Raw genomic sequence first — 26429 nt, 5'->3', positions numbered from 1 at the left:
CCCCCAAATTTCTTTAAAGTGAATACGATGAACCTTATTATAACCAATCTTTCAGAAACGAATTATTTAACCTGTTTGTAAAGTCCATTTAAAAAATAATGCCGAACAAAAATAGAGGATAAATATTTTCTCATTTAAAAGGAAAAATATCTCTAGGAAGCAGGTCAAGTTGAAGTGGTAAAGGATGGAGATTATCGGGTAGTTACCCAAATTCACGGGTAAAATGTAAAAAGGGGGGATTTAGGCTTGAAGCCAGAAGAAAAGGACGTAAACATTGAATTGACATGTACGGAAATTGGCGGACTTTGGGGTATTTATCTTCAAGAAAGCATGAACCATTGTTTTCTGCTATACTTTTTGCACCATCTTCAAGATAAGGAGATCATCCCTCTGGCGAAAGAAGCATTCCAAATTTCTGAAGATCGCTTACATACAATAAAAGAGATTTTCCTTGCTGAAAATTTTCCGGTACCCATAGCTTTTTCTGATGATGAGGTAAACTTAGCAGCCCCACCGCTTTTTAAGGATGTTTTTACTTTAAGCTATATTTACATGATGAACCGACTCAGTATGATAAGTTTCGGGTATACGGCTTCAAACAATGTTCGATTAGATGTACTTGATTTCTTTACAGGATGTTTGCATACATCCACGGACATGTTCGGAAAAGCAGTGAAGATGATGTTATCCAAAGGCATCTATGACCGTCCTCCTAAAATGACCTATCCTAAAGAAATCGAGTATGTTCAAAAGAAATCATTTTTTTCGGAAATGATCGGGGACAAACGACCATTGAACGCGATTGAATTGTCCGAAATATTCTTTAATATTGAGAGGAATTACTTCTCAGTTCTGATCATGCTTGGTTTTGCTCAAGTGATAAAAGACAAAAAACTTAAGGAACAAATATTAAAAGGAAAGAAAATAAGTGAAAAACAAATCTCTTACTTCAACAATTTGCTTATGGAAGAAGATCTGCTTGGTACAGTAACGGTTAGCATGGAAGTTACCGATTCAACAATTTCTCCATTTTCAGAAAGACTCATCTTTACAATGATAAGTAGCTTAAATTCCGTCGATATAAGTTTAATTTCACACGCTTTATCACGGTCTACGAGAACAGACCTTATAGCCGAATATACGAAAATTGTTGCAGAGGTAATGATGTACAGCAAAGAAATAATTGACATAGTGGTAGAGAAAAAGTGGCTCGAGCAAACTCCGCTTGTAACGAATCGAAAGAAGCTGCAAAGCGAAAAGGAGTAAAAAAAAGTACAGATCATGTACTTCTTTTTAATCTATTTGCAACATAAGCAAACGAAAGTTTCTTCACAGGAACATACTCTTTCGTTTCAATTTGTACAAGGAATTCTAATATGTCTTTCGCAGCATTTTGATTAATAAACTGTCTTTGTGAATCAATGATTGTTTTTAATTTTTCGCCATCGTTTTTCAATAAATTTTCAATTACCATGTTTATATGGCTGGCATCGTTGCAAACGACTCCTAAATTGTTCTTTTCAGCAAACAATGGGTTGTCCTTTTCTTGGCCTGGTAATGCACCGGTAATGACAATTGGCAGGTTGGCAGCAATAGCTTCAAACATGACATTCGGACTACCTCTTGTAATTGCAATATCAGCTATGAACATTAGATCTTGTATATTTTTGACAAAGCCAAAAATCTCAACCCTGTTACCAAATTGCAGTGAAAGTGAAGACTCCAATTGTTCTTTTAATTTTTCGTTTCTTCCTGCGACAATGCTAACCGAACAATCAAAGTTGTTAAGCAGGTTTTCAGCAATTGCCTTCATATTCCCTACTCCTTCACCGCCGCTCATGATTAAAAAGTGTAACCCGGTTAGTTTTGAATAAGTCCTTACTGATTCACGATAAAACCTTTGCCGAACAGGGAATCCAGTAACTTTAATTTTTTCTTCCGGAACACCAAACTCAATGCATTTTTCTTTCGCTTCTTCTGTAGGACTAATAATATAATCAGCTCTACGGTCTGCCCATAAAGGATATATATTTACTAAATCGGCGATAAGGGTACCAAAAGGTATATTTAGCTGGTGCTTTTCTAAAATATTGATAACGGAGCCATTAAAATTAGGATGAATCGATAAGATTAAATCTGGTTTTAGCTTATCTAACAAGGTTAATAATTTGTGCTTAATCATCGTCTCTATAAATCTATCAACGAGAAAGGAATTAAGTGCCGAAAAATGCCAAATCATTTTCCACAACTGTTCCGAGTATCTTGTGATCGGGCCATATGACTTTCCAATGCCTGATAAAACCTTACCACCTAATGAAAAACCGTCGACAACATGTAATTCAATCTTTGTGTTCACGCCAATTTTTTCAGATAAGGATTCAGCAATACTTTTGTGTCCATGACCTGTGTGATCAGAAGAAATAACAAGTACTTTTTTACGCATATTATCAAACCTTTCTCCACAAACAAGTATCCTACTATATAAACAATAAATTCTTTCAGTTTAATTGTAAATTTTAAAAAAGTTCATTTTTAAAAAATAGCATTCAAAACAAAAGACTTCATTCGTAACGTATAAGTTCATTTTATTTTTATATTTTTTTAAAGCGATGTTCTTTTATATTTATTTTCGGACAAAAGAAAAAGACCAAGAACCTTAGGTCTTTAATTTATTTCTTGATAATACCAAGATATATTATATATTTTATAAAACTGATTGCATTATATCATTTTAAAAAGGGAAACAGCAAGGGTTAATTGGCATACAACATGGGTTTATCGGAACACAGCAGGGGTCAGGGATTGGATAGCAGCAAGGTTCATAAGCAGGAAAATAACAAGGGTTATAGGCTGGGTATTGTGGTGGAACATTAGAATAAGCAGGCATAATAGGCATAGCGGGTTGCAACTGAACTGGTGTAACATTAGGGGCACTAACATAAGGTTGATTTGGCATTACCGCAGGGGTAACGTAAGGTTTCTTTTCCATTTTTAAATTCCTCCTCACTTATTAAATACACCATAGTCTATGTGTAAGTTCTATAAAAGTATAGACAAATACCTAAACCCCTCAAAAAGCTTTGAAGTAAATCACTATAAAAATAATATGGTAATCAGCCTGAATTTTTCTTTAAATTAGTTGTATTTGTAGATTGACTATTCCGAATTTTCTGCTTCTTAATAAAGCTTTCCGTACCATTGAATCGGTTGCATAGAAAAAGCTATCGTAAAATCGATAGCTAAATAGATCTGCCCAGCTTTTTAGGCTTATATATAATTCTTATTGATTGCGTTTCCACGAATAGCATGCTTATCGCGATTTTTTTTTAGTCTTTTCAGTCTTTCTTTCTCGTAAAAGAAATGAACGATAAAGTAAGAAATTAAACCAAGTACAGCTCCTAAAATGGTCATCCCAATTAACATATGGATGCCGCCGTGCAGGAGACTGATTAACCCACGGAAATCACCGTGCATTAAGCCTTGAAAAGAAAAAGCTGTACCGTGATTAATTTTAACTCGCATAGGAAAGATTATATTCCCAATTTGTTTTGCAATAGGTAAAAGAATAACGGGGAGAAAGGATAATTTTCCAATTACATTACCAATGATCGCCGCCGGTAAAGAACCTTTGGATAAACGTACAATGGGTACAAACAATATATAAATAAGTGATGCTGTTGAAATCACTAACATTTCAAGACCGAAGCCGAGAGCAAATCCTAACGATACCTTTTTCGCTCCGCCAGGTGAGCGAAGAAGCTTAATAAAATTCAGCTTAAAAACACGTCCAACCCGTTGATAGAAATTATATTTTTTTTGTTGTTTTCCGCTCATATGGTAATCCCCTTTTTTAAACACATACGTTACTTATATTCTATATTAAACTGAGCCCATTTAACCACTCAAAAGTTCTTGTTTTTCATATTTTTAAATTTTGTAAGTGCTATATAAATTAAATATAATTCCCTCATAACAACATTGTATACCATTTTATTTGATGTATTAATGCCAAATTGAAAATTTCCAAATTCTTTTAGTATGCTAATTGAACGGTCTTGCCGTCTGATATTATCAGTAGAAATTGTTGCAAAAAAAACGAGAGTGTTCAGCTCTCGCTTTTTTTTACAATTTATCTATATTATGTTATTCAAAAACTTCTTTTGATTCGACCGAATTCTTTCTCTTTTTTTTCCAATATACAAAAAGGACTACGCCTAAAATCAGTACGGCTGCTGGAATGAGAAACATTTTGTTTTTCATAATATAGAATGCAACGTATCTCCATCTTTCTCCAAGAACCCTACCTAATGTAATAAAGGTAAAACACCATACGAAAGCTCCTGAATAAGCAAATAGAGCAAATTTTTTAAAGGAAAAACTGTTTATCCCTGCCAAATAAGCGGTTACATGGCGAATTCCAGGAATAAAGTACCCAATGAAAAGCAAGGTCGGGCCAAATTTTAAAAATAACGTTTTGGTTTTATTGATTTTGTCATTCGTCAGGTGAACTTTTGGACCAAATTTCTGCAAGAATGGAAGTCCCAATTTAATTCCTAAGAAGTAACTAATCGATATTCCGCAAAATGCTCCAATTAATGCACATAGTAAGGATGGAAGGTAAGCCATTTTTTCTTGAAAAACAATATATCCAACATAGGTGAGCAACACTTCATCAGGAATGGGAAGTCCAATAATACCGCCTATTAATGCAATCATGATTCCATAGTATCCGTAGTGCTCTAGAAGATATATTACATGACCCAAATTGTTCACATCCCGACTTTAAAGATCATTTTCTATTTACGTGTCAAAATTGAAATAACAAATTCTCTAATGTTAAAAGAATATGTCCAAAGATAATATATGCTTTATGATTCGGATTAAATATCCATTCCAAAAATAATCCCAATTATCAGAAGTATATCGTTGTGTATAAGCAAGTGCAAACTTTTTTTCACCACCGGTAGTTTAGGTTACTAATAAGAAGCTGAGCAACAAAAAAAGAGCATAAATTCCAATGCTCTTTTTAATGGCAGTAAGTGAAGAAATTATTTATTAGTCAAGATCTTTACGATTTTTTCCTTTGATAAAGCGATAGGCGATGTAAGCAATGTATAACGGTGTCGCGATATAAATAAGGTAAGGAAAATGATGAGTGTAATGACTTCGATAAATAATATATAAAAGGCTGCCAAGGAAGATGGTCACAATCGTTCCGTATTTCGGCAGAGGAACTTCTTTTAGGCTAGGAATATGAATTTTACTAACCATTAGAAAACATAAGCCAGTGAAAATTATAGTTGTTACGATATGCGGAATAATTCTGCCAAAAAGTGTAAGGATTGCTAAAATTCCTCCGGCGGCTGTAATCGGAACACCAACGAAATAATGTAAGGATGAATTTGGGGGGCTAATATTAAATCTTGCCAACCGAAAGGCCCCAAACAAAGGAAAGAGTCCTGCTACCGCTAATCCTAAAAAGCCAAAATGAAAAAAGTAGGTGTAGTAAACCAAGAAGGAAGGGGCAATTCCAAAGGTGACAATATCAGCTAAAGAATCTAGCTCTTTGCCCAGATTGCTGTCAACGTTTAACATTCTAGCCAATCTGCCATCCATGCTGTCCAGCATCATCCCGATTATAATTAAAATGGCTGCATTTTTATACTGGCCATGTGCAGCAAAGCCAACGGATAAAAAACCGCAATATAAATTTCCAAGTGTAAACAAATTCGGTATCATTTTTGCAAAACGCATCTTTTGCCTTCTTTCTATTGTAAGAAATCATTTTGTAGTAATTTATTTCTTTTACTACTATCACTTTATCAGTTTTAAGAAAAATTTTCATCTGAAGTAAGCTTTTTCCTTTTCATTGAAATATAGGTTCTCCTTTCTGACATTGTCTATTGGAATCTATTATAGAACAAAACAGAGTAAGATAAATTGACAAAATGAAAATGGTTCATTCAAATTTTTTATATTTTAATATTTCTTTTCTTAAGATTAGATGTATTCGGCGCCATTGACGTGCAGTGTTTGCCCAGTGACATATCTGGAGTCATTGCTTGCGAGGTAAACAAAGGCAGGTGCCATTCAAAAGGATGGCCTGCACGTTTCATAAAGATCGCAACAACCTCTGCCGACATTGAAGCCGGAATTAGCGGGGTAGATCCCTTGATCAATTATGGAATTAGCGAGTGCACGGGTGAAGGAAACAATCGCCCCCTTGATAGAAGAATAATCAATCAACGTTTTTTCGCCGCGATAGGCTGTAACTGAAGTAGTATTAACAATCGCACAGCCTTGATTCAATATAGAAAGAATATGTTTTTTATCTTTTATTAAAGTAATTTTACAATTCATTTAAGAGTTGATCAATTCCTGATAAATCGACAAATTCCTGAATTTGGAAACTTTATAATTGGAATACACTCTAAAACTGTTTTCTACCTACATACAAAAACGTGTGGACCCAAAGACGAACTTACTACTATTCTCGACGGTATCCAAAGAAAGAGGGAGGTGTCTTTAAGGGATGGAAAAGTTACTCCGAAGGGCTGTCCAGCAAAAAAGACAATATTTAATTGAGCAGCTAATTAAATCTGGTATATATAAAAAAAACGATAAACATCTATATGAATGGACCTTGAGTGACTTAGAAGAGGAGTACAATTATGTAGAAGCAAATAGTACGGACCCAAACGTTAAAAAGTAAAATCAACTATCTATAAATCCAGTATGCTGGGACCATAAAGACAGTCAACTTGCTCTCAACTTTCATTTTTATTCATTTTCAGGCAGGTTTAAATACAAGGGAAGATGTTTAAAATAAGATAACTAATGAATGTCTGGCGTGGTAAATTTGAACTTTAACTTCATAACAGAATCAGTAACTTTATTAATAACTAGTGTGATCGTGCTAAGATTTGCAGGCAAAAAATCAGTTGCCAAAATGACCAGCTTGGAAACAGTCGTTATTTTAGCGATTGGCACGACGATGGGCCATGCAGTAAAGGAAAATAAATTTTGGCAGGTGATTATAGTACTCGTTACTTACGGAATATTTTTAATCATCGTCCAAAAGCTGGAGCTGAAATTCAGTATACTTGAACGATATTTAATTGGTGAGGCAACACTTGTCATTAAAGATGGGAAATTGATTTCGGATAGTTTAAAAAAGCTTCGAATGACAAAAAAACAATTAGAAATGAGGCTGCGTCAAAAAGGGGTATCCTACATTGCTGATGTTAGGATTGGAACAATTGAAGCAGATGGTGAATTCGCTTTCGAGCTTATGCCCGATGCAAAACCCGTTACACAAGAGGAACTTTTAAAAATAGTAAATAAACAGGATTCAGCGGCAAATTCAAAAGGAGAAAATATTTTTGATGTTGTTGTGAAAGATAATGAATAACTTGGGTGCTCCTTTATTAGTAAAGGCACAAAGCGTGAGTCATTACTACTAACAGTTGCTCACCTTTTTTTGTTCAAGAAAAATACAGGTGAGGATGATGCTGTATTATCCTTACCTGTAAAAGACCTTACAATTAGTCACTACAGTGAGATCCTCAGGGATCTCTATTTTTATAGGAAATTGTTTCATGATTTTCCAAAAAAACAGCGGGTAAATAAACACTGAGTGCTGTTATTCTGCCTTTTATGACAAAATGAGATACAGTTTTAATCTGTTTGTAACATGAATGGTACAAACTTTTGATATAAATAAGTATACAGGAGGGGACGTGTATGCAAGTGATAAAGCGTATAATTCTCACAATGTTTACTGGGGTGTTATGTATTTCAGGGTCGGTACTTACCTATGCACAATCAAATACAGAGGCTCTACAAAATATTCAACAGGAGCTTAATCAAAATGCTCAAGAAAAGCAATCTGTTACGAATCAGATTCAAAGTATTCAACAAGAGGTCCAATCGTTAAATACATATATTGCCCAGAATCAAGCCGCATTAGATAATACCCAGCAAAAAATGGCGGCAACAAATAAACTCATAGAAGCGAAAAAACAAGAAATTGTTACTCTCGAGGATAAAATTCTTGCTCGTAAAGAGGTTATGAAGAAGCGGATTGTTGCTCTTCAACATGATGATAATCTTAGTATCGTTATTAAAGTTTTCTTAGATTCTAAAAATCTCAACGATTTCATTCAACGTGCAAGTGCAGTATCCACGCTGTTAAATGCGGATCAGGATATTATGGCGGCACAGAAGAATGATCTCAGCCAAATTGAAACAGCAAAAAAAGAGATTGATAGGCAAGAGCAGGTTTTAGAAGAAGAACAAAAGGCTCTAGCGAAACAGCAGGCGGATCTCGACCAAAATTTACAAACGAGACAAGAAACTTTAACAGCACTGCAGGAGAAATTCAGTCAAATTGACCAACAAATGGCACTTGCTAAAGAACAAAAAGCTAATATTGAATCCCAAATACAAGCAGCACAAGAAAAACTTCGTCAGGAACAAGCAACAGCGGCGGCTCGTACAGCGGCGGCAGCAGCGGCTCCTAAAGGAAACACCGAAAGCAGCCCTGTTCAAGCTGCAGGGAATGGCGAAGAAATGTATGTTACTGCAACTGCATACAATCCGGAAGAATTTGCCTATATTACAACATCAGGCTACAATATTAAGGCAAATCCCAATATGAAATTGATCGCTGTTGATCCAAATGTTATTTCATTAGGTAAACATGTATGGGTTGAAGGCTACGGTGTTGCGATTGCAGGTGATACTGGAGGAGCAATTAAAGGTCATAGAATTGATGTATTAATGCCAACAAGGGCAGATGCATTAGTCTGGGGCATTAAAGCAGTGAAAATTGTTGTTCTGGATTAGCTAACTCAGTAATTTCTATAAGTGCAAATGATAAAAGCTGGATGGATACCTTTCAATATGGGGGTGCCATCCGGCTTTTTTTTATTAAAGAGAAAGGATAACAATTTCAACTAGGGATCATTTCTTGCTTTTTATCGTGTAAGGTTTGAAGTAAGTTTTGCATTTCATCCGTGTTCAAATACTTAGAAAGCTCATCCTGAGTAATTGACAAGTTTAATGATTGTATATGAAAAATAAACTTACCTTGGGGTGTTTCACCAATGTCAAAATTGTCCCCGACAAATGCTATGGACCCATTTGACCCTTTTTCTACATGAACATTTTTTAAACCATGATAAATAGCGGGTTTAATTGTTTTCTCGGCATAGGACGCAGTATAAGAGGCAACCTGTTTTCCTTTATTGAACACGTCGTTAGAGGAATACCCAAAAAACGTAACCATTACCAGTCCAATGATTGCAGCTATCATGGTCAATTTAAAGGTGGCTCTGAATAAGCTTCTTATCAGAATAATACCTACAATTACAATGATTAAAGTGATGATCGGGTGACCAAGCGGAATTAATGCAAACAAATTATCCATCTAAAAACTCCTTTCTTCTAATTTCTGTTACAAAAAAATTTATGGAATCGATTTAGGTGAAATAGACCAAGTGAAACTGACCATTACACCAGATATTTTTAACAGTTTGATCCAAAGTATATACTTTTAAAACAAATGTCTGACACAACGGAAAGAAAAAATAGAGGAAACATGAGTGGGATCGATAACATTTAATTCAGAAAATAAAAAAGAAGTATCAAGCGACACTTCTAAAGTGGGAAAGTGAGTTAATGGACAAGCAAGGAAAAGTGAAGATGCAATAGTCTCAAAGTTTAGTTCCTCAAGAATTGATATTTTGAGATGTAACGATCAAGCTTTTGACTGATTTCTATTGTTTTTTCACTGTTGAGTCCTTCTTTGATGCCAATTCGAATCATTTCTTCACGAAGACTTTCGATAAGTTTTTCGAGTTTAAATTTTTCATCAATCATTGGCATAAAAATCATGAACGATCTCCTTTATAGTAGTATATGCTTACCAATTTATCATAAATTTACAAAAAAATTAAGTGATTTTTCCTACACTAAAGGACTACTTTAGGACTAAATAATAAAAAATTCCAATCACGGGACAAAATCCTTCTAAAAACAAAAAAATAACCCCAGTTGTCTGGGAGTCTAGTTAAAACGTCTAGAGGGAAAATGGATACTTAGAAAAGGCTACTTCCCATACTATTAATGTTTTTGAATGGTATTTATAAGTACTGATTTGCACTTAGTACAGGTTATTTCTTCTAGTTGCTTAAATGTAATATTCTTTAAATCTTTTTTTTTAAGATCATAATTTAAATTAAACCTTTGACCACATTCGTAGCAGTAACGGTCTTTTACAACATGTCTGATCTTCGTTACATTGCAATAAAATGTAGGATAGAACATGAACATCCCTCACATTACAAGATTTTTACAATAATCTCGGTAACCCGGCTGCCTTGGCAAGAAGGTTGCTTTAGGCCCTTGGCTTTGCGTATTTTGCTTTCACAAAATTTGCCCTTAAAACCTATGTTAGCATATTATGTTTAAAAAAGGAAAAATAGTGATTTCTGATAATATCAAAGTTTGATAGGAGATAATTTAATCTAAGGAAAAATTAGCTCCTCTACTTTTGGAAACAACCCTACTCTATTTTCAAGGCGGTATTTTTGCTCACATTTACTTTTCCCAGTAAAAAGAAAAACATCAATTTAAGCTAATAAAGAAAAATAGAATAAGCAAAAAAATGTATTATCATTACATTTGGTTCAAAAATGGCCTTGTTTTCCAAACATGACTAGCCCTAAAAACGGGATAATAGTAAATGCCACTTTATAAAGTAGGCATATTTTGTAGGGGGATGACAATGGGTATTCTTAGCGGAAATCAAAAGGAAGAACCAATGCATTATGGTGAGGTTTATTTAACCTGGATGCACTTGACTGCTGCAAAAGCCTGTGTAGCAAGCTATGAAACCATTCTTAACCATGCTGGTGATGATGATCTAAAAAAACTGATTGAAGATATCATCGAAAATGGAACCAAACCTGAAATTGAAGAAATTGAAAGACTTCTTAAAGAGAATGGGGTTGGAATGCCCCCGACACCACCAGAGCGTCCAAAGGCATGCCTCGAAAACATTCCGCCAGGAGCACGGTTTTTGGATCCGGAAATTGCCAACAAGCTTGCACTGGACCTTGGAACTGGATTGATCAGTTGCAGTACAGTTATGAGCCAATGCATTCGAGAAGATATTGCCATGATGTATGGACAATTTCACATGAAAAAAGCCCAATACGCAGCGAAGACGTTAAGGCTGCTCAAAGAAAAGGGCTGGCTTGTTCCACCGCCTTTGCATATAAATACAGCTGCGGAATGTTAAGAAGGAGGCAGAATTATGTCGCATAAGGGTGAGTACCAAAGTAACGATCAGCAATATAAAATGCCAAATGCCCTTCGGCAGAAAAAAGACTTCGTTTATCGCGTTGGATATACCGCATCTACAGGTAATGACACCAACGGCAAGGATGAGCCTGGTAAGAGATCTGACCTATAAGAAAGAACTATCTAGTCTTTAAACAATACTAAAGGGCGTGGAGGTACTTCCACGCCTCTCTTTCTTATTAAGCTATTTACATTTTATTTAAACCATTAATCCCATTTTTTTTGCTTCAAATGATAATTCTTCTCTAAATTTAGGATGAGCGATTCCTATTAAAGATTTCGTTCTTTCTGATAAGCTCTTGTATTTTAATTGAACCATTCCGTATTCTGTAACAACAAAGTCCACATCATTCTTAGAGGTAGTCACCACAGAACCAACTGCTAAAGTTGGTTTAATCCTAGATATTTCACCGTTTTTCGCTGTTGAATATAAACAGATAATTCCTTTTCCATTTTTGGCTAATTGAACACCTGTTCCAAAATCAGCTTGTCCACCTGAAGAACTATAATATTTACCCGCCATCGTTTCAGAAGCACATTGTCCATAAAAATCCACTTCCGTGGTAGCATTTATAGCAACAATATTATCTTCCTTTGCTATATTGATTGGATTATTCACATATTCAACGGGTAGCATTTCAATACTGGGGTTACCATCTACAAATTCATATAACTTTTTAGAACCTAAAACGAAGGTTGCAACTATTTTTTCGGAATGTGTTTTTTTCCTAGCCCCAGTGATCACTCCATTTTCATATAACTCTGCAATCCCATCTGTTAACATTTCTGTATGTATTCCTAAATCCTTATGATCCTTCAGAAGACTAATAACTGCATTTGGAATACCGCCAATCCCTACTTGCATGGTTGAACCATTTTCGATATGTTCCGCAATGTACTCGGCAATGGTTACATCAATATCCTTTACTGTAACAGAAGGTAATTCAAATAGCGGCATATTATGTTTTACATACCCAATTATTTGCGAAATGTGAATTTTATTTGTTCCAAATGTCCTTGGCATATATTCGTTCACCTGAATGATTATTGGAATCTTCCCAATAAAATAAGAAGTGTAATCTGCGCCAGTCCCGAGTGAAAAATAGCCATCTTCGTCTATGGGGGACGTTTGACATACCAATATGGGTTTCTTTACGCGATTTTCGATAAGTTTAGGTACATTATGAAAATGATTAGGAACTAGCTCAATTGTTCCATTCTGATATGCTTTTCTTGCAAATCCGTTCATAAAATAAGAGTGATACTCTATTTGCGGGTATACTTTATGCATATATTTCCGATCTTTTAATTCGAGTATTTGGTGGAATTTTAAGTTTGAAAATAAATCTAAATGATCATCAATTTCAGACAAGATGGCATCTGGCTCTCCATTCCCTAATGGAATAATAATGTCTGAACCGTCCGGAATAAGATCCACTATTTCTTCAATCTTTTTTTCTTTTAGCAAGTATTGTTTCAAAGTCTAAACCCCTTTCTAATGATATTTTTACTGCCCAATTTATTCCGTATATTCACATCAGACTAATACTAACCTAGTTTAAGAAAGGATAAAAGATACCTTCACAATATTTATCCTCTTTTAGGGGAAGACAACCCCACTTACATAATGCAATGGCGGTTGTCTTGGTAATGAAAAAATTGCTAGAATAAATTATCCTAACGAATGACATAGATATATGAGGTGCTAAATGAGTATTTATCTCGCTTTACTAAGAGGAATCAATGTTGGTGGACACAACATTATAAAGATGCAAGCTTTAAAGAACGTATTAACAAATATAGGATTAGACCATGTTAAAACGTACATTCAAAGTGGTAATGTATGTTTTAAATCAGAAAAAACAGCAGAACAATTACAACTACAAATTGAACTTGAGATTCAAGAAAATTTCGGCCTTTCTGTCCCCGTTATCCTGAGAACAGCTTCAGAATTTGAGCAGATGATTAACGATTGCCCTTATCCAGTGAATTCATTATTGGAGGGAGAGAGTGTACATGTTGCTCTTCTGGCTGAAGTGCCCTCCCAGGAAGGGGTTAAGCAATTTCTCAATTATAAAAATGAATTGGAAGATTGTCATATAAGAGGTAAGGAGGTTTATCTCTTTTTGCGAATCAGCTTTCATAAATCTAAGCTTTCTAGTCAACTTCAAAAATTAGGTGTACATTCAACAGTTCGCAATTGGAAAACAATCAAAAAACTCGAAACAATGGCGAATGAGATGGAGAATTTTAGCTGAGAGCTAAAATCGTTTTGGAATTGTTACTGTTTTATTTTGAGTTTTCCTTTTTATTTTCTTTTACTATCGAATAAAGTAGCCAGCAACCAATGGCCAGCGGGAAAGACAAGCAAACCGCTATAAAATAAGAAGTGTTTAAGAAGTGGTTATAGATCCAATTATCGTACATTTTAAACACCCTTATAGATAATAGTTTTTAGTCAAATTGGATGAAAAAGTCTCTAAAAATATTTTGGGCTATTTGGGAGATTTTATACGAATTTATGAACATTACGTAGATATTTGAGGAAGGTTTTTGTGAGTAAGCTACCAGATAACGAAAGGTAAGGCTTTAAAAATTAAAGAGCTTGGACATCCAAGCTCTTTTGCAAAACCTAGCAAAACTAGTTAATTTCAACGCTTCTTTTCATTATTTTTTGCTGCTATCATCACCAGATTGGTCCTTCTCTCGATAACGTAAGTTTCCGGCATACTTCTCACCTTTTTGTTTGTTTAACTTTCCACCAAGGCTTACATTCGGGAAGCTGCTTGATTGTTTTTCTGGCATATTTTTCACCTCCATCTTAAAAGCAAGTAAGCGAGCAATAACGATATAGTTTTGTTGCAGTTAGCTCCCAGCTTTATCGTTAGTTTAAGAAATTAAAGGAAATTTCATACACAAATTTTAAAAAGATCCTGTCCCGATATCAACTTAATTTTAATACTTTTTTAATAGTCTGATTCTGTATGAATTGGTTATAAGTTGTCAATTTTGGTTAAGAATGGGTGGTGAACCTGTAAAAGTGGAAGTTAGATGCACGAAGGAGTTTTTATGATGGATAAAACAATAAATAAAAATAGAAATCCAAACTACTCTACCCGAACTGCTGGCCGCAATCTTTGGTCCGGAATCCTATTAGGTCTGGGTCTGGTGGCATTTATTGATGAAACGGTTTTTCACCAAATTTTGCATTGGCATCATTTTTATGACAAGTCGACAACGGAGATTGGATTAGTCTCAGATGGTCTGTTTCATGCTTTTAGCTGGTTCGCGACAATCGGGTCATTATTTATGTTCGCCGATCTTCGCAGGCGAAATTCCGTATACCTGCCGAGGTGGTGGGGAGGAGTCCTACTAGGGGGAGGGGGATTCCAATTATACGACGGCATCATTCAGCACAAGCTAATGCGTTTGCACCAAATCCGCTACAATGTGGAAATCTTCCCCTATGACCTGACATGGATTATTCTCTCGGTTGCCATGGTTGCAGTTGGGGTCATTCTTCTAGTCCGGACACGGCAAGGATTACAACAACAAGGAGAGACTGCTGTATATGGACAAAGCCAATCACCTTGATCATGGGGAGATAGTTGGAATAGTACCCCAGTTGCTGTTATCACTCCCGTTCTTGTTCGCAGCCGGTTTGTATATTTTTTGTACAGTCTACTCGAACCGATGCTGCAAAAAATGGCCGTTCTATCGGACGGCATGTTGGGGGTTTGGTGTATTTTGCACACTTGCGGTTGTGGGTGGTCCACTTGCGAATCGCTCGCACATGGATTTTAGAGCACACATGATTGGTCACTTATTGCTTGGTATGCTTGCACCGCTTCTAATGGTGCTTGCGGCCCCGATGATGCTTTTCCTACGTACCCTTCCCGTCGCTTTAGCACGAGATCTATCAAGGGTTTTAAAAAGCAGACCAGTCCGGATTGTCAGTGACCCCATTGTTGCAGCCCTTCTCAATGTCGGAGGGCTATGGATCCTCTATACCTACGGCCTATATGTGGGAATGCAACATAATCTTTTTCTTCACATATTTATCCATTTTCACGTATTCCTGGCTGGCTATATGTTTACCTTAGCGATGATTTCCGTTGACCCCGTACCACATAGACCTGGTTTCGTTTACCGTGCCATCGTTCTTGTGCTGGCATCGGGCGGTCACGCTATTTTAGCAAAATACATATATGTTCAACCACCCAGTGGTGTGCCTGTATTACAAGCGGAGATGGGGGGAATGATCATGTACTATGGTGGTGACATTATTGACATTATCATGATTATCATCCTTTGCTTTCAATGGTTTAAAGCTTCAAGACCTCGAGGATTGTTGGCAGATAATAGAGGAATTGCTGAAGATTAGTTTGAATTAATGTTTTAATGAACAATTTCTAGACTTTAATAGCGATAAGTTAATAAATAGTAATTTCTTGAAAGGAGTTTTACGTTATGAGTGAACATGGACATGGTCAACGTTTCAACCCAGATAAAGCAGGGAAATTACTCGATCCAAATCGAAGACAACTAATATCACCGGATACGGTTATGGATCTTTTAGGATTAGGACGGGACGATATTGTCGCCGAGCTTGGAGCAGGAAATGGTTATTTTACCGTTCCGATTGCAGCGCATACTGATAAAACGGTGTATGCAGTGGACATCGAGCCCAAAATGTTAGAGCTACTTAAAGAACATGCAAGTATCGACAATGTTGATAATATTAAGTACATAGAATCGAGTCTTGAACGTATTCCGATTCAAGAGGGTGAAATTGAGAAAATCCTGATTGCGTTTGTGATCCATGAAGTACCTGACCGGATTAAAGTGTATCATGAGCTAAACAGGGTCAGAAAGCTGGGCGGGAAAATTGTCATCCTGGAATGGCAAGCCGTTAAATCTGAAATGGGGCCTCCTCTACATGAACGGATTCCTTCGGGTGAAATGAAAAAGGAACTTGAAGAGAACGGCTTCCAAGTGGAAATACTCGATCTTAATGAAAAAATTTATGCTGCTTTAATTCAATGAACCATATGAAACTCGAGGGGTCTGAAGTTGTAAGAACCATTAAAGTATTCCTTAGTGGTAAGAATTCCTAAGATTTTAGCAAAAATGCAGGACAGTCTTTTTATCAAAGACTGTCCTGCATTTTTATTGTTTTTAACTAGATACGGACATCCGGTACTATAACACCTCATTTCTAATCATTCTGTTTCCAGTAAAAGTTAGGTGAAGTTAAAACAAAGGAAAAAGTACCAGCAACATGTTATAGTAAATAATATGATTTTTCTTATTTTTTAAAAAATAAGAAAACATAGCAGCTAAGAGTAGGAAGGAGTTTTAAGGAATGAGGGAAAGTTTAAAAAATCCCGTCGACATGGGTGAGGGAATCTCCCGTTCCAAACGACTATGGATGGCAGTTGTTTTAGGTTCATTAGCGGCATTCGGTCCCTTATCAATTGATATGTACTTGCCGGCTTTTCCAGATTTAGCAAGAGACTTTCATACCAGCCCTACTCTTGTTCAATTTAGTTTAACTTTTTTCTTACTGGGTTTATCGTCTGGCCAACTGCTGGCAGGTCCGTTAAGTGATGTGTTTGGACGCCGGAAGCCGCTTCTTATCGGGTTGATCCTTTATTTTGCTGTCTCTTTATTATGTGTCTTTAGCCCATCGATTTGGCTGTTTATTCTTTTACGGCTTATTCAAGGATTGGCGGCGTCTGCTGGTGTTGTAATTTCGAGGGCGATTGTCCGCGATCTGTATGAGGGATCAGAATTGACTAAATTTTATGCACTGCTTGCCTTAGTGAATGGGCTTGCTCCTATTCTTGCTCCCGTAGCAGGGGCACAACTGCTTAAAGTGGTCTCTTGGAATGGATTGTTCGTTGTTTTAAGTGTAATTGGTTTGATCATGTTTTTTGTTGTGCTTTTTGGCCTGCCAGAAACGCTTCATGAGAAGAAAAGATCCTCAGGGGGAATAAAAAATACCTTTATGACCTTTCGTAATCTTATCTTAGATCAGAGTTTCATAGGATACGCATTGGCACAAGGACTCGTATTTGCGGCCATGTTTGCCTATATCTCAGGATCGCCATTTGTAGTCCAAACTATTTATGGGGGTTCCCCCACAATGTTTAGCCTCATTTTTGCAGTGAATGCAGTTGGAATTATGATTGCTAGTCAAACGACAGGGAGACTTGCCGGGCGAATTCACGAATCAAAGCTTTTTGTCTTCGGACTAGGTTTATCCCTTATTGGAGGATTATGCTTACTTGCTTTGATTTTGATGCAGGCGAGCCTATATATTATTTTAGTGCCGCTCTTCTTTGTGGTGGCAAGTGTGGGTGTAACGAATACAGCCGGCTTTTCACTTGCGATGCAAAAACAAGGAAAGAATGCAGGAAGTGCCTCTGCTCTTTTAGGAGTATTGTCGCTTGCCTTAGGAGCAATAGCAGCACCATTAGTTGGCTTAGGTGGAGAACACACTGCTATACCAATGGGAATTGTCATCGTATGTGCAGGTGTTGGAGCAGCTTTGTCTTTTTTATTTCTCATTGTACGAACTAAAACAAATAGAAATGAAAATACGAACTATTAAAAGTTTTGAAAACGGGATGGAAAATGACCATCCTTTTTTCGTCGAGCCTATAAAATGGAAAAAGTGCCATTTTGGATGAAGGGGAACAGTACATTCGTTACATTTCTTTTGGGGACACACACAAGAATTTGGTATGCTAATAGAAACAATAAATATGATAGGAGAGACTACGATGAAAACAATAAAATCTGTCTCATTAATTGGACTTGGTGCAATTGGTGCTGCCTATGGAAGCAAATTGCATGATGGTTTACTTGACTCATTTCAAATAGTTGTAAACGAAGAGCGCATTGATCGCTATCAAACATCCGGGATTAACATCAACGAGCAAGTTTATCATTTTCACTACATAACCCCAGAAACAAAAACAGAACCTGCTGACCTAGTCATTTTTGCCGTAAAAAACGCAGATTTACCTCAGGCGATTCGCGATATGAACAATCAGATTGGCCCAGATACTATCATCCTGTCGTTACTAAATGGGATTTCGAGTGAAGATGAAATTTATAAGGCTTGTAAAAACGAGCATATACTTTACAGTATGAGTGTGGAAATTGATGCTCTAAGAGTAAATAGAGATATCCGCTTTACAACGATTGGAAGGATTTGCTATGGAGGAAAGGGTTCTTCGGCAACAAATGATATTCTTGCTGTAAGGGATTTATTTGAAAGAGTAGGTATTCCTTACGAAATATCTGAGAATATTGCCTATACGATGTGGTGGAAGTTTATGATTAATGTCGGCATTAATCAAACATCTGCCGTCTTAAAAGCACCATATGGTGTTTTTCAAAAATTACCGCTTGCCTATGAATGGGTGGAAGAAGCAATGCGTGAAGTTGTCACTTTATCCGAAAAAGCCGGTGTTTTTTTAACAGAAGAAGATGTGAAGAAGTTCTGGCCAATTTTAAATCATCTATCACCAGAAGGAAAAACGTCTATGCTTCAGGATATTGAAGCAGGCAGGAAAACAGAGGTCGATTATTTTGCAGGAAAAGTATGTGAATTAGGTAAAAAATATCAAGTTCCCACACCTGTTAATGATCAGTTATACAGGATGATTCATATTATCGAAGAAATGGCTAATCTTTGATGGTAATGCGATAGTAATAAGCAGAAAAGAGCAAAGGTGTTTCATTTCTAGGAAGCGGATAAACTATATCTACTAGAGCACCTGTTTAAAAAATAAAGAGCTAAAGCCCTACCATACGAAAGGTGGATCTACTATGAAATATAATTTTGATGAAATCGTTAATCGGCGTGGCACATACTCCCTAAAGTGGGATGGAGGAGAAAGAATTAAAAAAAATGGCATAACGGAAAGATATGATGCAGATTCGTTACCGCTTTTTACAGCAGACATGGATTTACCGATCCCACAACCGGTCATAGATGCTTTACATAAAACGGTTGATCATCGAATCTTTGGCTATTCTGTATTTCCTGATGAGTATTATGAAGCAGTACAGCACTGGTTTAAAAAGCACCATGACTGGGAAATTAAAAAGGAGGAAATTGTCTACAGCCCAGGGACGGTCTTTGCACTTAATGTGGCCGTTCGTGCTTTTACAGAGCCGGGGGATGGAGTCATCATTCAACGTCCGGTATATCCTCCATTTACAAGAGCTATTGAAGGTAACGGAAGAAGGGTTGTTAATAATGCTTTAATATGTGATGATGAAGGTTATTATTCGATTGATTTTGGGGACTTTGAGGCAAAAGCAAAAGATGAACAAACGAAAATGTTTATTTTGTGTAATCCCCACAATCCAACCGGAAGAATTTTTAGTAGAGAGGATCTGAAAAAACTCTCTGACATTTGTGCCCAAAATGGGGTGCTGATTGTGGCTGATGAAATTCACGGAGACTTAATCCGTCGGGACCTAGTCTTTACTCCAATTGCAAAAGCAGCCGATGATGACAGTCATATTATTACGTGTACAGCTATAAACAAAACCTTCAATGTTGCGGGGCTTCATTGTACAAATATGATTCTGCCAAATCCTGAACTTCGTGAGAAATTTGTAAAAGCCCTTGGTAACCAAGTGGCAACACCCTTTGCCATTTCTGCCCTCATCGCAGCATACAATGAAGGCGAAGAATGGCTGGAGCAGCTGAAGGAATATATTGATGGCACCATGGACTGGGTGAAAAACTTTCTCTCTGAAAGAATGCCGAAAGTAAAGACGAGAATTCCTGAAGGTACTTATTTAATGTGGATGGACTTTAGTGGCTATGGACTTTCTCCTACGGAAGTTCATGATCGTATTTACAACAAAGCGAACGTTATTTTAGAGGATGGAAGGATGTTTGGGGAAGAAGGCTTACCATATCAAAGAATTTGCCTTCCATCGCCCCGGCCGCTAATCAAGGAAGCATTTGAAAGAATCGCTCGGGAATTTGAAGATATTCGCTAACAGGAGTTCAAATGACAGAGGACCTTCTTTTTGAAGGTCCTTTTATTCGCTTCACTAATAGAATATTGGATTCTCGTGACCATCAGCACCCAAAAAAGCGCATCATGGTAACAAGATGTGGATTCTCGTGACCATCAGCACCCAAAAAAGCGCATCATGGTAACAAGATGTGGATACTCGTGACCATCAGCGGCCAAAAAAGCGCATCATGGTAACAAGATGTGGATACTCGTGACCACTAGCGCCTAAAAAAGCGCATCATGGTAACAAGATGTGGATTCCCGTGACCATCAGCGCCCAAAAAAGCACTTCATGGTAACAAGATGTGGATACTCGTGACCACTAGCGCCTAAAAAAGCGCATCATGGTAACAAGATGTGGATTCCCGTGACCACTAGCGGCCAAAAAAGCGCATCATGGTAACAAGATGTGGATACTCGTGACCATCAGCGCCCAAAAAAGCGCATCATGGTAACAAGATGTGGATACTCGTGACCATCAGCACCCAAAAAAGCACTTCATGGTAACAATACTGTTTGAAAAACCATTCTTATGATAACCTTCTCCGCCAAACTTGATCAATCCATGTGGTCCGGCCCCTACTAAATCGGTTCCAGGCATACTGTTTTGCTTCATTTTCCATTTGATCATCGAGCGGTTCCAGTTTTTTTCCCGATTTACGTTCGTATGCCTTCTCAATTAGGTAATCTGCGATTCCTGGATTTTTGGTGAGAATGGGCCCATGAAGATAAGTACCGATGAGATGGTGGTAGTGAAGCCCTTCTTCACCGCTATTTTCATTGTTTCCAAAACCCTTGACCACTTTACCAAGGGTGGGAAAGTCATGGTAGGTTCTGCCACTGTGGTTCTCAAAACCAACAATCCTTCCAAAATGCCCCGATTCTATTAAAAGATTTGACATCAATCTGTCATTCTCCGCTTTTGTATAGAAAGGAAGGATGCCCATTCCTGTTAACTTTTGGCCACTGTTTGTTTGCAAATATTCACCTAAAAACTGGTATCCACCACAAATGGTAAGGGCAGAGACGCCGTCTTCAACCCACGCTTTGATTTCCCTGACCAGAGGGGAGAGTCTGTCTGTGGCGATGGCCTGCTCCCGGTCACTGCCGCCGCCAATCATAAATAAATCGCACTCTTTCTTTTGTAAATCATCGGGTTTATTTATTTCTTCGACTCGCAGGGTAATACCCCGCCATTCGCATCGCTTTTTTAAACAGATGATATTGCCTCTGTCCCCATACAGGTTTAAGGTATCTGGACAAAAGTGGTAAAGTAACAGTTCCAATGCTCTCATCTCCTTTTTGCTGCTTGTCTGCACTCTTTGAAAGGATTTTTATCAAAGGTGCAAGGCAGGTATATGTTGCCATGATGTAAGCGGGAACTTCTGTTGCTTTTGCATAAAGCATTGCTGCTTTCAGGTCGGGCAGGATCATGATTTTTTCGGCAGGGATACCTGCATATTTCATCCTGATTGCTGCATCGTATGCCCGCTTTCCGGACGCAATAAAGCCACATACATCTTCCCGGTTTGCCACTTCAAAATCAATATCCCATATCCAGGAGATATCTTCTCCATCTGCAGGTTCATCATTCAAGCAGAAAATCAATTGTTTCGAATCATTTGTACGTATAAATTCTGAAAGGGTAACGTTTCCGCCTGCAGGATTTTTCACAAGGTTGAGTTTCCACTTAAGCCCATTGAGTAAGAATTCCTGCATTCTGCCGTTTGATTGATGATAGGAGATGAGTCCCGCTTGAATGTGCGATTCGTTGATCCCTAACGTACGGCACACGGTCATCGCCAACAGAGCGTTGTAGGCATTGTACATTCCCTTTAGGGTTGTCGAATATGCTTCCCCATCCATTATGAGCCGTAAACCTTGTCGGCCCGTATCGACCTTTTCTGCAGAAAAGGTTGGTTCCGGCCGTGAAAACCCGCAGTGGCAATGGTAATGCCCTAACTGACCGTAATGGATGGTGCTGTAGGTGAGTTCTTTAGCACATTCGGGGCAATATTTCGATTCGCCCATCGTATAAGACTGAAACGGATAAGCATCAGCATCTAGACCAACATAAATATTCTCCTTTTGAAGATCGGAAAAGCGGTGGACAAATGGGTCATCACTATTCAAAATAAACTTTATGTCAAACGGGCGCAGACTATCTTTCATTTTTTCAATGAGAACATCAACTTCCCCGTATCTGTCAAGCTGATCCCGGAAAAAATTGGTCACAATCAGATAATCAGGGGGACACTCTGCTACTACCTTCGGAAGGCTTGCTTCATCTACTTCCATTACAGCGATTTCGTTTACCCTCCACCCGAATAGTGGAGTATTACGGACAAGAGCAGCAGATAAACCTGTAACCATGTTTGAACCCTCTAGATTAGCAATAATCCTTTTTCCAGCAAACCTAAAGAGATGGGCTGTCAAGTTGGCAGTAGTGGTTTTTCCATTTGTCCCCGTGATATAGATAATCGTTTTAGCTGTTTTTCTTAAGTGTCGCAAAAAGCCAGGGTCTACTTTTCTTGCTACAACTCCAGGAATGGTAGTACCATCGTTTCCCATCGTTCGGCTCAGTGTTCCCGCGGTTTTGCCTGCCCAAATGGCCATTCTTGTCTTCATTCCAATTCCCCCAACGGCAAATATAACTCGCAAAATTAAACAAATTTACTAAATGTTCCGCTTCTAGTATGTCCTGCAAATAATTTCCCAATGAAAAATAATCAGAAGAGGAAAATATTACATGTTCCTCTCTTAACAAGAAATCTTATAAAAATGCATACCCTCACGCCCGTTTTTCGGAGGAACTGCTGGGTGAATGAATTAGAAAAAGGGAAATTCCGGACTGAAAATCAAGAACCAAGGATCATGTAGAAAGGCGGAGACTAGAAGTCACCGCCTTTCTACAACATTAAGTGTTAAATTTCATTTTTCTCGAGCATGTTTAATAATTCTTTTAAAGCAAAGGATTGGTAGGCTTCTTTTTTTGTAATAATTCCAAGTTTCCAATAGAGATTCGGTTTTTCAATAGGAATAATTTTGACATTACTGTTGGTTTGTTTGTAATAAATTGATATAGGCATGAGCGTAATTCCAAGATTTGATGAAACAAGCTCTATGATCAAATCCCATTGCGAGCTTTGATAGGAGATATCCGGTGTGAACCCAGCATCCTCACATGACTGTTTAATATAATCATGTAAGGCAAAATCCTCGGAAAAAATGATAAACTTCTCGTCCTCTAATTCACGAAGAGTAACGGAGCTTTTTTTGGCAAGCTTATGATCCTCATGCACGTATAAAACGAATTCATCTTGAATGAACGGATAAACATCAAATTTAGTCTCACTTGCAGGCAGAACAATGATACCAAGATCGATTTCTCCATTTTCAACAAGTTGACAGATTCGTTTTGCTCCAAGTTCAACTAGCTCAAGCATTACTTTTGGATACTTTTTGTTAAAAGTGCGAGCAATTCTCGGGAAAAACAATGTCCCAATCAATGGTGGGATGCCCATTTTAATTTTTCCGATGGCGATATCTTTTAGCTCATCAAGGAGGATATCCAACTCTGCCAAGGCTGAAAGCGCTTTGTGGCCTTGTTGGTAAACAATTCTTCCTGCATCAGTCAGTCGTAAATTTCTCGTTGAACGGTCGAAAAGCTCCATATGTAACTCTTCTTCGAGTTTTTTAACAGCTTTACTTAACGAAGGCTGGGTCAAGTAGGAATGCGCTGCAGCCTTTGTAAAACTTTTGTGAGCAGCCACTTCAATAAACGATTTTAAGTCACGTAATTCCATAATAGACTCCTATTTATTCTTAATATTCATAGTATATATTCTAATTATTCATTTTACTTATAGAATGAGGAGATGTAAAGTAATAAGTGTAGAATAATTGGAATTTTAAGACAATATGTGCAATCGATTTTTAGTAATTAGATTTTTATAATTTTACAGATAAATAGTTGACTTTTGAGGAAGAGAATGAGAGGAGAGATTACAATGTCAGCAGCAGGATTAGAAGGGGTTGTGGCGACGCAATCAGGGATTAGTTCGATTATTGATGGTGTTTTAACTTATAGGGGGATCAATATTGATGAATTAGCCAAGTATGCTAGCTTCGAAGAGGTTGTATTCTTGCTGTGGAATGATGAATTGCCATCAAAGGAGGAGCTTACCGAGCTTAGGAAAGACCTTGCCCAACAAGGTTTATTACCTGATGAAGTCATTTTACTAATGAAAGCCCTTCCAAAAAATACGCACCCGATGGCGATGCTTCGGACTGTTGTTTCTGCCCTCGAGATGTACGACCCAGATGCATACGATATGTCTTATGAAGCAAATCGGCGCAAGGCATTAAAGATTCAAGCAAAGATTTCAACTGTTGTAGCTGCCATTCACCGTGTTAAAGAAGGAAAAGAAATTTTATCACCTAAACCGGAATTTTCATTTGCACAAAATTTCCTATATATGCTAAATGGTGAAAAACCAGAGGAGCTTGCGATTAAGTCACTGGATACGGCGCTAGTCCTTCATGCTGACCATGAACTTAATGCGTCCACATTTGCTTCGCGTGTAACAGTAGGGACGTTGGCAAACATTTATGCAGGTATTGTGTCGGCAATTGGTACCTTAAGCGGGCCCTTGCACGGAGGAGCGAATGAAGCTGTAATGAAAATGCTCGAGGAAATTGGCGAAGTTGAAAATGTTGACGCTTATATTTATGAAGCATTAGTAAAAAAGAAAAAAATCATGGGATTTGGTCATCGCGTTTATAAAACAGGAGACCCACGTGCAAAATTCTTAAAGAGCATGTCAAAACGTCTGACTGCCCTGACAGGTCAGGGTAAATTATTTGAAATGTCTGTAAAAATTGACGATATTATTCAGAAAGAAAAAGGACTACTTCCAAACGTGGATTTCTACTCTGCATCTACTTATTATAGCTTGGGGATTCCAAGCGAATTATTTACTCCGATCTTTGCTGTGAGCAGAACATCAGGTTGGACAGCTCATATATTGGAACAGTATGCCAATAATCGTCTAATCCGACCACGTGCGGAGTACATCGGCTCACCATTAAGAAAGTATGTACCAATCGAAGAGCGTTAAAATAACCATTTAGTGCAGGTTTCGCATACTACCAATTAATATTGTTGAAGATCAATTATAAAAATATTTTTTAGGTTGAAGAATTCCAAGTAAGCTAAGGGGTTGAATGGAAATTGAAACCAAAAATTTATATTACAAAAAGCATTCCAGATGAAATCGTTTTAGAATTACTGAAAAATTTTCAAATCTCTGTTTGGGAAGAGGAAGACTTTGTATTTCTAGAGCATGCACTGGAGAGAGCGGATGGGGATAGTAGAAATACGGACTATTTCGAGGTGTAGATGTAGCCATATAGAGATCCTCTTAAAAATCCTAAACAGGGGAAAACCTGTGCAGGATTTTTTTCTTATTATATGGAACGGACGCAGGTTAAAAAGCCAAAAGAATTTGCATTGACTTATACAATAATTACAAGAGAATGGAGAAAGTTGGTCCAGCCTCTTGTTTTTTGGTTATAATTAATAATTATGTGAAGGAGCTGGATGAGTTTGTCATTAAATAATAAATATTGTCCTATATGTGGTGAGGAAAACAATTGTATGGCGGAAACTGCAGAACACGGTAACTGCTGGTGTAATCAAGAAACATTTCCTAGCGGGATTTTTGAGTTAGTTCCTGCAGAAAGCAGACGAAAGCATTGTATTTGTCAAAAATGCTTAGATAAATATCAGAAAGAAACAAAACAAAAATAACGGTTGTTATTAGTATATAACTAGATAGAAAACTGATTGATCTTCCAGGTTTATAAATTTTTTTCTGTTTTAAGAAGCCGAAAATTTGCAGGCTATTCTTCATAGCTTGTAAATCTTCGGCTTCTTTTTGTTTCAGTTTAGCTCATAAACCAAATGTGATAAAATCAAAGAAGTATAATCGCCTTATGGAGGAATTA

27 protein-coding genes, 1 pseudogene and 1 riboswitch are annotated in these 26429 nt (G+C 37.3%); of the genes and pseudogenes, 16 read left to right on the top strand and 12 right to left on the bottom strand.

Annotated elements, in window-relative coordinates; genetic code table 11:
* The first annotated feature begins 246 nt into the window (after positions 1 to 246).
* Positions 247 to 1266: a DUF3231 family protein gene (locus JN080_RS00270; RefSeq protein ID WP_256233874.1), complete on the top strand. Its 1020-nt coding sequence runs from the start codon at positions 247 to 249 to the stop codon at positions 1264 to 1266.
* A gap of 13 nt (positions 1267 to 1279) precedes the next feature.
* Here the strand turns inward: JN080_RS00270 and JN080_RS00265 are convergent, their stop codons facing one another.
* The 5 genes and pseudogenes from JN080_RS00265 to JN080_RS00245 all read right to left on the bottom strand — a co-directional run.
* Positions 1280 to 2443, bottom strand: coding sequence for an MGDG synthase family glycosyltransferase (locus JN080_RS00265; RefSeq protein WP_256233873.1), 1164 nt, complete (start codon positions 2441 to 2443; stop codon positions 1280 to 1282).
* Positions 2444 to 3267: 824 nt separating this feature from the next.
* Entirely contained in the window at positions 3268 to 3834 is a 567-nt protein-coding gene (locus tag JN080_RS00260) for a DUF2062 domain-containing protein (protein ID WP_256233872.1), read from the bottom strand.
* Positions 3835 to 4143: 309 nt separating this feature from the next.
* On the bottom strand, positions 4144 to 4764 hold the full coding sequence (locus tag JN080_RS00255; RefSeq protein ID WP_256233871.1) for a DedA family protein: 621 nt from the start codon (positions 4762 to 4764) through the stop codon (positions 4144 to 4146).
* A 291-nt stretch (positions 4765 to 5055) separates the two neighbouring features.
* Complete coding sequence (gene pssA, locus JN080_RS00250; protein ID WP_256233870.1) at positions 5056 to 5754, bottom strand: CDP-diacylglycerol--serine O-phosphatidyltransferase; 699 nt, start codon at positions 5752 to 5754, stop codon at positions 5056 to 5058.
* A 246-nt stretch (positions 5755 to 6000) separates the two neighbouring features.
* A pseudogene (locus JN080_RS00245) lies at positions 6001 to 6318 on the bottom strand (SDR family oxidoreductase); the annotation flags it as partial.
* 214 nt (positions 6319 to 6532) lie between these two features.
* On the opposite strand from JN080_RS00245, the gene JN080_RS00240 reads away from it, so the two are divergent.
* From JN080_RS00240 to JN080_RS00230, 3 genes are all read left to right on the top strand, one after another.
* Positions 6533 to 6712 carry a Fur-regulated basic protein FbpA gene (locus JN080_RS00240; RefSeq protein WP_256233869.1) on the top strand — a complete coding sequence of 60 codons (180 nt, stop codon included), beginning with the start codon at positions 6533 to 6535 and terminating at the stop codon, positions 6710 to 6712.
* Between the two features lie 129 nt (positions 6713 to 6841).
* Positions 6842 to 7411, top strand: coding sequence for a DUF421 domain-containing protein (locus JN080_RS00235; RefSeq protein ID WP_256233868.1), 570 nt, complete (start codon positions 6842 to 6844; stop codon positions 7409 to 7411).
* A 332-nt stretch (positions 7412 to 7743) separates the two neighbouring features.
* On the top strand, positions 7744 to 8847 hold the full coding sequence (locus tag JN080_RS00230) for a 3D domain-containing protein (RefSeq protein ID WP_256233867.1): 1104 nt from the start codon (positions 7744 to 7746) through the stop codon (positions 8845 to 8847).
* A gap of 106 nt (positions 8848 to 8953) precedes the next feature.
* On the opposite strand, the gene JN080_RS00225 is transcribed toward JN080_RS00230, so the two are convergent.
* Together JN080_RS00225 and JN080_RS00220 are read right to left on the bottom strand one after the other, a co-directional pair.
* Positions 8954 to 9430 carry a hypothetical protein gene (locus JN080_RS00225; protein ID WP_256233866.1) on the bottom strand — a complete coding sequence of 159 codons (477 nt, stop codon included), beginning with the start codon at positions 9428 to 9430 and terminating at the stop codon, positions 8954 to 8956.
* A 293-nt stretch (positions 9431 to 9723) separates the two neighbouring features.
* The gene (locus tag JN080_RS00220; RefSeq protein ID WP_256233865.1) at positions 9724 to 9897 is read right to left on the bottom strand and encodes an aspartyl-phosphate phosphatase Spo0E family protein; all 174 of its coding nucleotides are present in this window, start codon (positions 9895 to 9897) and stop codon (positions 9724 to 9726) included.
* A 467-nt stretch (positions 9898 to 10364) separates the two neighbouring features.
* A riboswitch (cyclic di-GMP riboswitch) is annotated at positions 10365 to 10452 on the bottom strand.
* Between the two features lie 337 nt (positions 10453 to 10789).
* On the opposite strand from JN080_RS00220, the gene JN080_RS00215 reads away from it, so the two are divergent.
* Both JN080_RS00215 and JN080_RS00210 read left to right on the top strand, forming a co-directional pair.
* Complete coding sequence (locus JN080_RS00215; protein ID WP_256233864.1) at positions 10790 to 11305, top strand: DUF3231 family protein; 516 nt, start codon at positions 10790 to 10792, stop codon at positions 11303 to 11305.
* Positions 11306 to 11320: 15 nt separating this feature from the next.
* On the top strand, positions 11321 to 11479 hold the full coding sequence (locus JN080_RS00210; RefSeq protein WP_256233863.1) for a hypothetical protein: 159 nt from the start codon (positions 11321 to 11323) through the stop codon (positions 11477 to 11479).
* A gap of 87 nt (positions 11480 to 11566) precedes the next feature.
* Here JN080_RS00210 and JN080_RS00205 read toward each other — a convergent pair whose 3' ends face one another.
* A complete protein-coding gene (locus JN080_RS00205) occupies positions 11567 to 12847 on the bottom strand; it encodes an acetyl-CoA hydrolase/transferase family protein (RefSeq protein WP_256233862.1) in 1281 nt (426 codons plus the stop codon).
* A 229-nt stretch (positions 12848 to 13076) separates the two neighbouring features.
* Between JN080_RS00205 and JN080_RS00200 the strand changes: the two genes are divergently transcribed.
* A complete protein-coding gene (locus JN080_RS00200) occupies positions 13077 to 13625 on the top strand; it encodes a DUF1697 domain-containing protein (protein WP_256233861.1) in 549 nt (182 codons plus the stop codon).
* Positions 13626 to 14034: 409 nt separating this feature from the next.
* Here the strand turns inward: JN080_RS00200 and JN080_RS00195 are convergent, their stop codons facing one another.
* Positions 14035 to 14172 carry a hypothetical protein gene (locus JN080_RS00195; RefSeq protein WP_256233860.1) on the bottom strand — a complete coding sequence of 46 codons (138 nt, stop codon included), beginning with the start codon at positions 14170 to 14172 and terminating at the stop codon, positions 14035 to 14037.
* A 264-nt stretch (positions 14173 to 14436) separates the two neighbouring features.
* On the opposite strand from JN080_RS00195, the gene JN080_RS00190 reads away from it, so the two are divergent.
* From JN080_RS00190 to JN080_RS00165, 6 genes are all read left to right on the top strand, one after another.
* Entirely contained in the window at positions 14437 to 14961 is a 525-nt protein-coding gene (locus tag JN080_RS00190) for a DUF2243 domain-containing protein (protein ID WP_375141568.1), read from the top strand.
* Positions 14939 to 15751: a cytochrome c oxidase assembly protein gene (locus JN080_RS00185; protein ID WP_256233858.1), complete on the top strand. Its 813-nt coding sequence runs from the start codon at positions 14939 to 14941 to the stop codon at positions 15749 to 15751. The genes JN080_RS00190 and JN080_RS00185 overlap by 23 nt, the downstream gene beginning before the upstream one ends.
* Before the next feature lie 86 nt (positions 15752 to 15837).
* The gene (locus tag JN080_RS00180) at positions 15838 to 16413 is read left to right on the top strand and encodes a class I SAM-dependent methyltransferase (protein WP_256233857.1); all 576 of its coding nucleotides are present in this window, start codon (positions 15838 to 15840) and stop codon (positions 16411 to 16413) included.
* A gap of 319 nt (positions 16414 to 16732) precedes the next feature.
* The gene (locus JN080_RS00175) at positions 16733 to 17983 is read left to right on the top strand and encodes a multidrug effflux MFS transporter (RefSeq protein WP_256233856.1); all 1251 of its coding nucleotides are present in this window, start codon (positions 16733 to 16735) and stop codon (positions 17981 to 17983) included.
* A gap of 172 nt (positions 17984 to 18155) precedes the next feature.
* Positions 18156 to 19076, top strand: a complete 921-nt coding sequence (locus tag JN080_RS00170; RefSeq protein ID WP_256233855.1) for a ketopantoate reductase family protein — start codon at positions 18156 to 18158, stop codon at positions 19074 to 19076.
* Positions 19077 to 19209: 133 nt separating this feature from the next.
* Positions 19210 to 20400 (top strand): MalY/PatB family protein, encoded by a 1191-nt coding sequence (locus tag JN080_RS00165; protein WP_256233854.1) that lies wholly within the window; start codon positions 19210 to 19212, stop codon positions 20398 to 20400.
* 550 nt (positions 20401 to 20950) lie between these two features.
* Here JN080_RS00165 and JN080_RS00160 read toward each other — a convergent pair.
* The 3 genes from JN080_RS00160 to JN080_RS00150 form a co-directional block, all read right to left on the bottom strand.
* A complete protein-coding gene (locus tag JN080_RS00160) occupies positions 20951 to 21640 on the bottom strand; it encodes a type 1 glutamine amidotransferase (RefSeq protein ID WP_309144648.1) in 690 nt (229 codons plus the stop codon).
* The gene (locus JN080_RS00155) at positions 21579 to 23048 is read right to left on the bottom strand and encodes a MurT ligase domain-containing protein (protein ID WP_256233853.1); all 1470 of its coding nucleotides are present in this window, start codon (positions 23046 to 23048) and stop codon (positions 21579 to 21581) included. Before JN080_RS00155 ends, JN080_RS00160 begins: the two co-directional genes overlap by 62 nt.
* A gap of 296 nt (positions 23049 to 23344) precedes the next feature.
* Complete coding sequence (locus JN080_RS00150) at positions 23345 to 24226, bottom strand: LysR family transcriptional regulator (protein ID WP_256233852.1); 882 nt, start codon at positions 24224 to 24226, stop codon at positions 23345 to 23347.
* 204 nt (positions 24227 to 24430) lie between these two features.
* Here JN080_RS00150 and JN080_RS00145 point away from each other — a divergent pair, with 204 nt between their 5' ends.
* The 3 genes from JN080_RS00145 (at position 24431) to JN080_RS00135 (ending at position 26232) form a co-directional block, all read left to right on the top strand.
* The gene (locus JN080_RS00145) at positions 24431 to 25540 is read left to right on the top strand and encodes a citrate synthase (RefSeq protein WP_305473460.1); all 1110 of its coding nucleotides are present in this window, start codon (positions 24431 to 24433) and stop codon (positions 25538 to 25540) included.
* A gap of 113 nt (positions 25541 to 25653) precedes the next feature.
* Entirely contained in the window at positions 25654 to 25821 is a 168-nt protein-coding gene (locus tag JN080_RS00140; RefSeq protein ID WP_256233850.1) for a hypothetical protein, read from the top strand.
* 207 nt (positions 25822 to 26028) lie between these two features.
* Positions 26029 to 26232 carry a cysteine-rich CWC family protein gene (locus JN080_RS00135; protein ID WP_256233849.1) on the top strand — a complete coding sequence of 68 codons (204 nt, stop codon included), beginning with the start codon at positions 26029 to 26031 and terminating at the stop codon, positions 26230 to 26232.
* Positions 26233 to 26429 lie beyond the last annotated feature (197 nt).

Origin of the sequence: Bacillus sp. EB600, from assembly GCF_024494385.1 — a bacterium.
Classification (GTDB): Bacteria; Bacillota; Bacilli; order Bacillales; family Cytobacillaceae; genus JAEVLT01.
The sequence above is the reverse complement of the archived record's forward strand: the minus strand, read 5'-3'. Positions and strand labels throughout refer to the sequence as shown.

Excerpts from the sequence above, each read along its gene's own strand:
- pssA (WP_256233870.1), bottom strand. The coding sequence starts at position 5,754 with ATGCGTTTTGCAAAAATGATACCGAATTTGTTTACACTTGGAAATTTA.
- JN080_RS00195 (WP_256233860.1), bottom strand. The coding sequence starts at position 14,172 with ATGCCAGAAAAACAATCAAGCAGCTTCCCGAATGTAAGCCTTGGTGGA.
- JN080_RS00150 (WP_256233852.1), bottom strand. The coding sequence starts at position 24,226 with ATGGAATTACGTGACTTAAAATCGTTTATTGAAGTGGCTGCTCACAAA.
- JN080_RS00180 (WP_256233857.1), top strand. The coding sequence starts at position 15,838 with ATGAGTGAACATGGACATGGTCAACGTTTCAACCCAGATAAAGCAGGG.
- JN080_RS00235 (WP_256233868.1), top strand. The coding sequence starts at position 6,842 with ATGTCTGGCGTGGTAAATTTGAACTTTAACTTCATAACAGAATCAGTA.
- JN080_RS00145 (WP_305473460.1), top strand. The coding sequence starts at position 24,431 with ATGTCAGCAGCAGGATTAGAAGGGGTTGTGGCGACGCAATCAGGGATT.
- JN080_RS00170 (WP_256233855.1), top strand. The coding sequence starts at position 18,156 with ATGAAAACAATAAAATCTGTCTCATTAATTGGACTTGGTGCAATTGGT.
- JN080_RS00175 (WP_256233856.1), top strand. The coding sequence starts at position 16,733 with ATGAGGGAAAGTTTAAAAAATCCCGTCGACATGGGTGAGGGAATCTCC.
- JN080_RS00190 (WP_375141568.1), top strand. The coding sequence starts at position 14,437 with ATGATGGATAAAACAATAAATAAAAATAGAAATCCAAACTACTCTACC.
- JN080_RS00230 (WP_256233867.1), top strand. The coding sequence starts at position 7,744 with ATGCAAGTGATAAAGCGTATAATTCTCACAATGTTTACTGGGGTGTTA.
- JN080_RS00260 (WP_256233872.1), bottom strand. The coding sequence starts at position 3,834 with ATGAGCGGAAAACAACAAAAAAAATATAATTTCTATCAACGGGTTGGA.
- JN080_RS00265 (WP_256233873.1), bottom strand. The coding sequence starts at position 2,443 with ATGCGTAAAAAAGTACTTGTTATTTCTTCTGATCACACAGGTCATGGA.
- JN080_RS00210 (WP_256233863.1), top strand. The coding sequence starts at position 11,321 with ATGTCGCATAAGGGTGAGTACCAAAGTAACGATCAGCAATATAAAATG.
- JN080_RS00240 (WP_256233869.1), top strand. The coding sequence starts at position 6,533 with ATGGAAAAGTTACTCCGAAGGGCTGTCCAGCAAAAAAGACAATATTTA.
- JN080_RS00215 (WP_256233864.1), top strand. The coding sequence starts at position 10,790 with ATGGGTATTCTTAGCGGAAATCAAAAGGAAGAACCAATGCATTATGGT.
- JN080_RS00225 (WP_256233866.1), bottom strand. The coding sequence starts at position 9,430 with ATGGATAATTTGTTTGCATTAATTCCGCTTGGTCACCCGATCATCACT.
- JN080_RS00200 (WP_256233861.1), top strand. The coding sequence starts at position 13,077 with ATGAGTATTTATCTCGCTTTACTAAGAGGAATCAATGTTGGTGGACAC.
- JN080_RS00155 (WP_256233853.1), bottom strand. The coding sequence starts at position 23,048 with ATGAAGACAAGAATGGCCATTTGGGCAGGCAAAACCGCGGGAACACTG.
- JN080_RS00185 (WP_256233858.1), top strand. The coding sequence starts at position 14,939 with ATGGACAAAGCCAATCACCTTGATCATGGGGAGATAGTTGGAATAGTA.
- JN080_RS00220 (WP_256233865.1), bottom strand. The coding sequence starts at position 9,897 with ATGATTTTTATGCCAATGATTGATGAAAAATTTAAACTCGAAAAACTT.
- JN080_RS00165 (WP_256233854.1), top strand. The coding sequence starts at position 19,210 with ATGAAATATAATTTTGATGAAATCGTTAATCGGCGTGGCACATACTCC.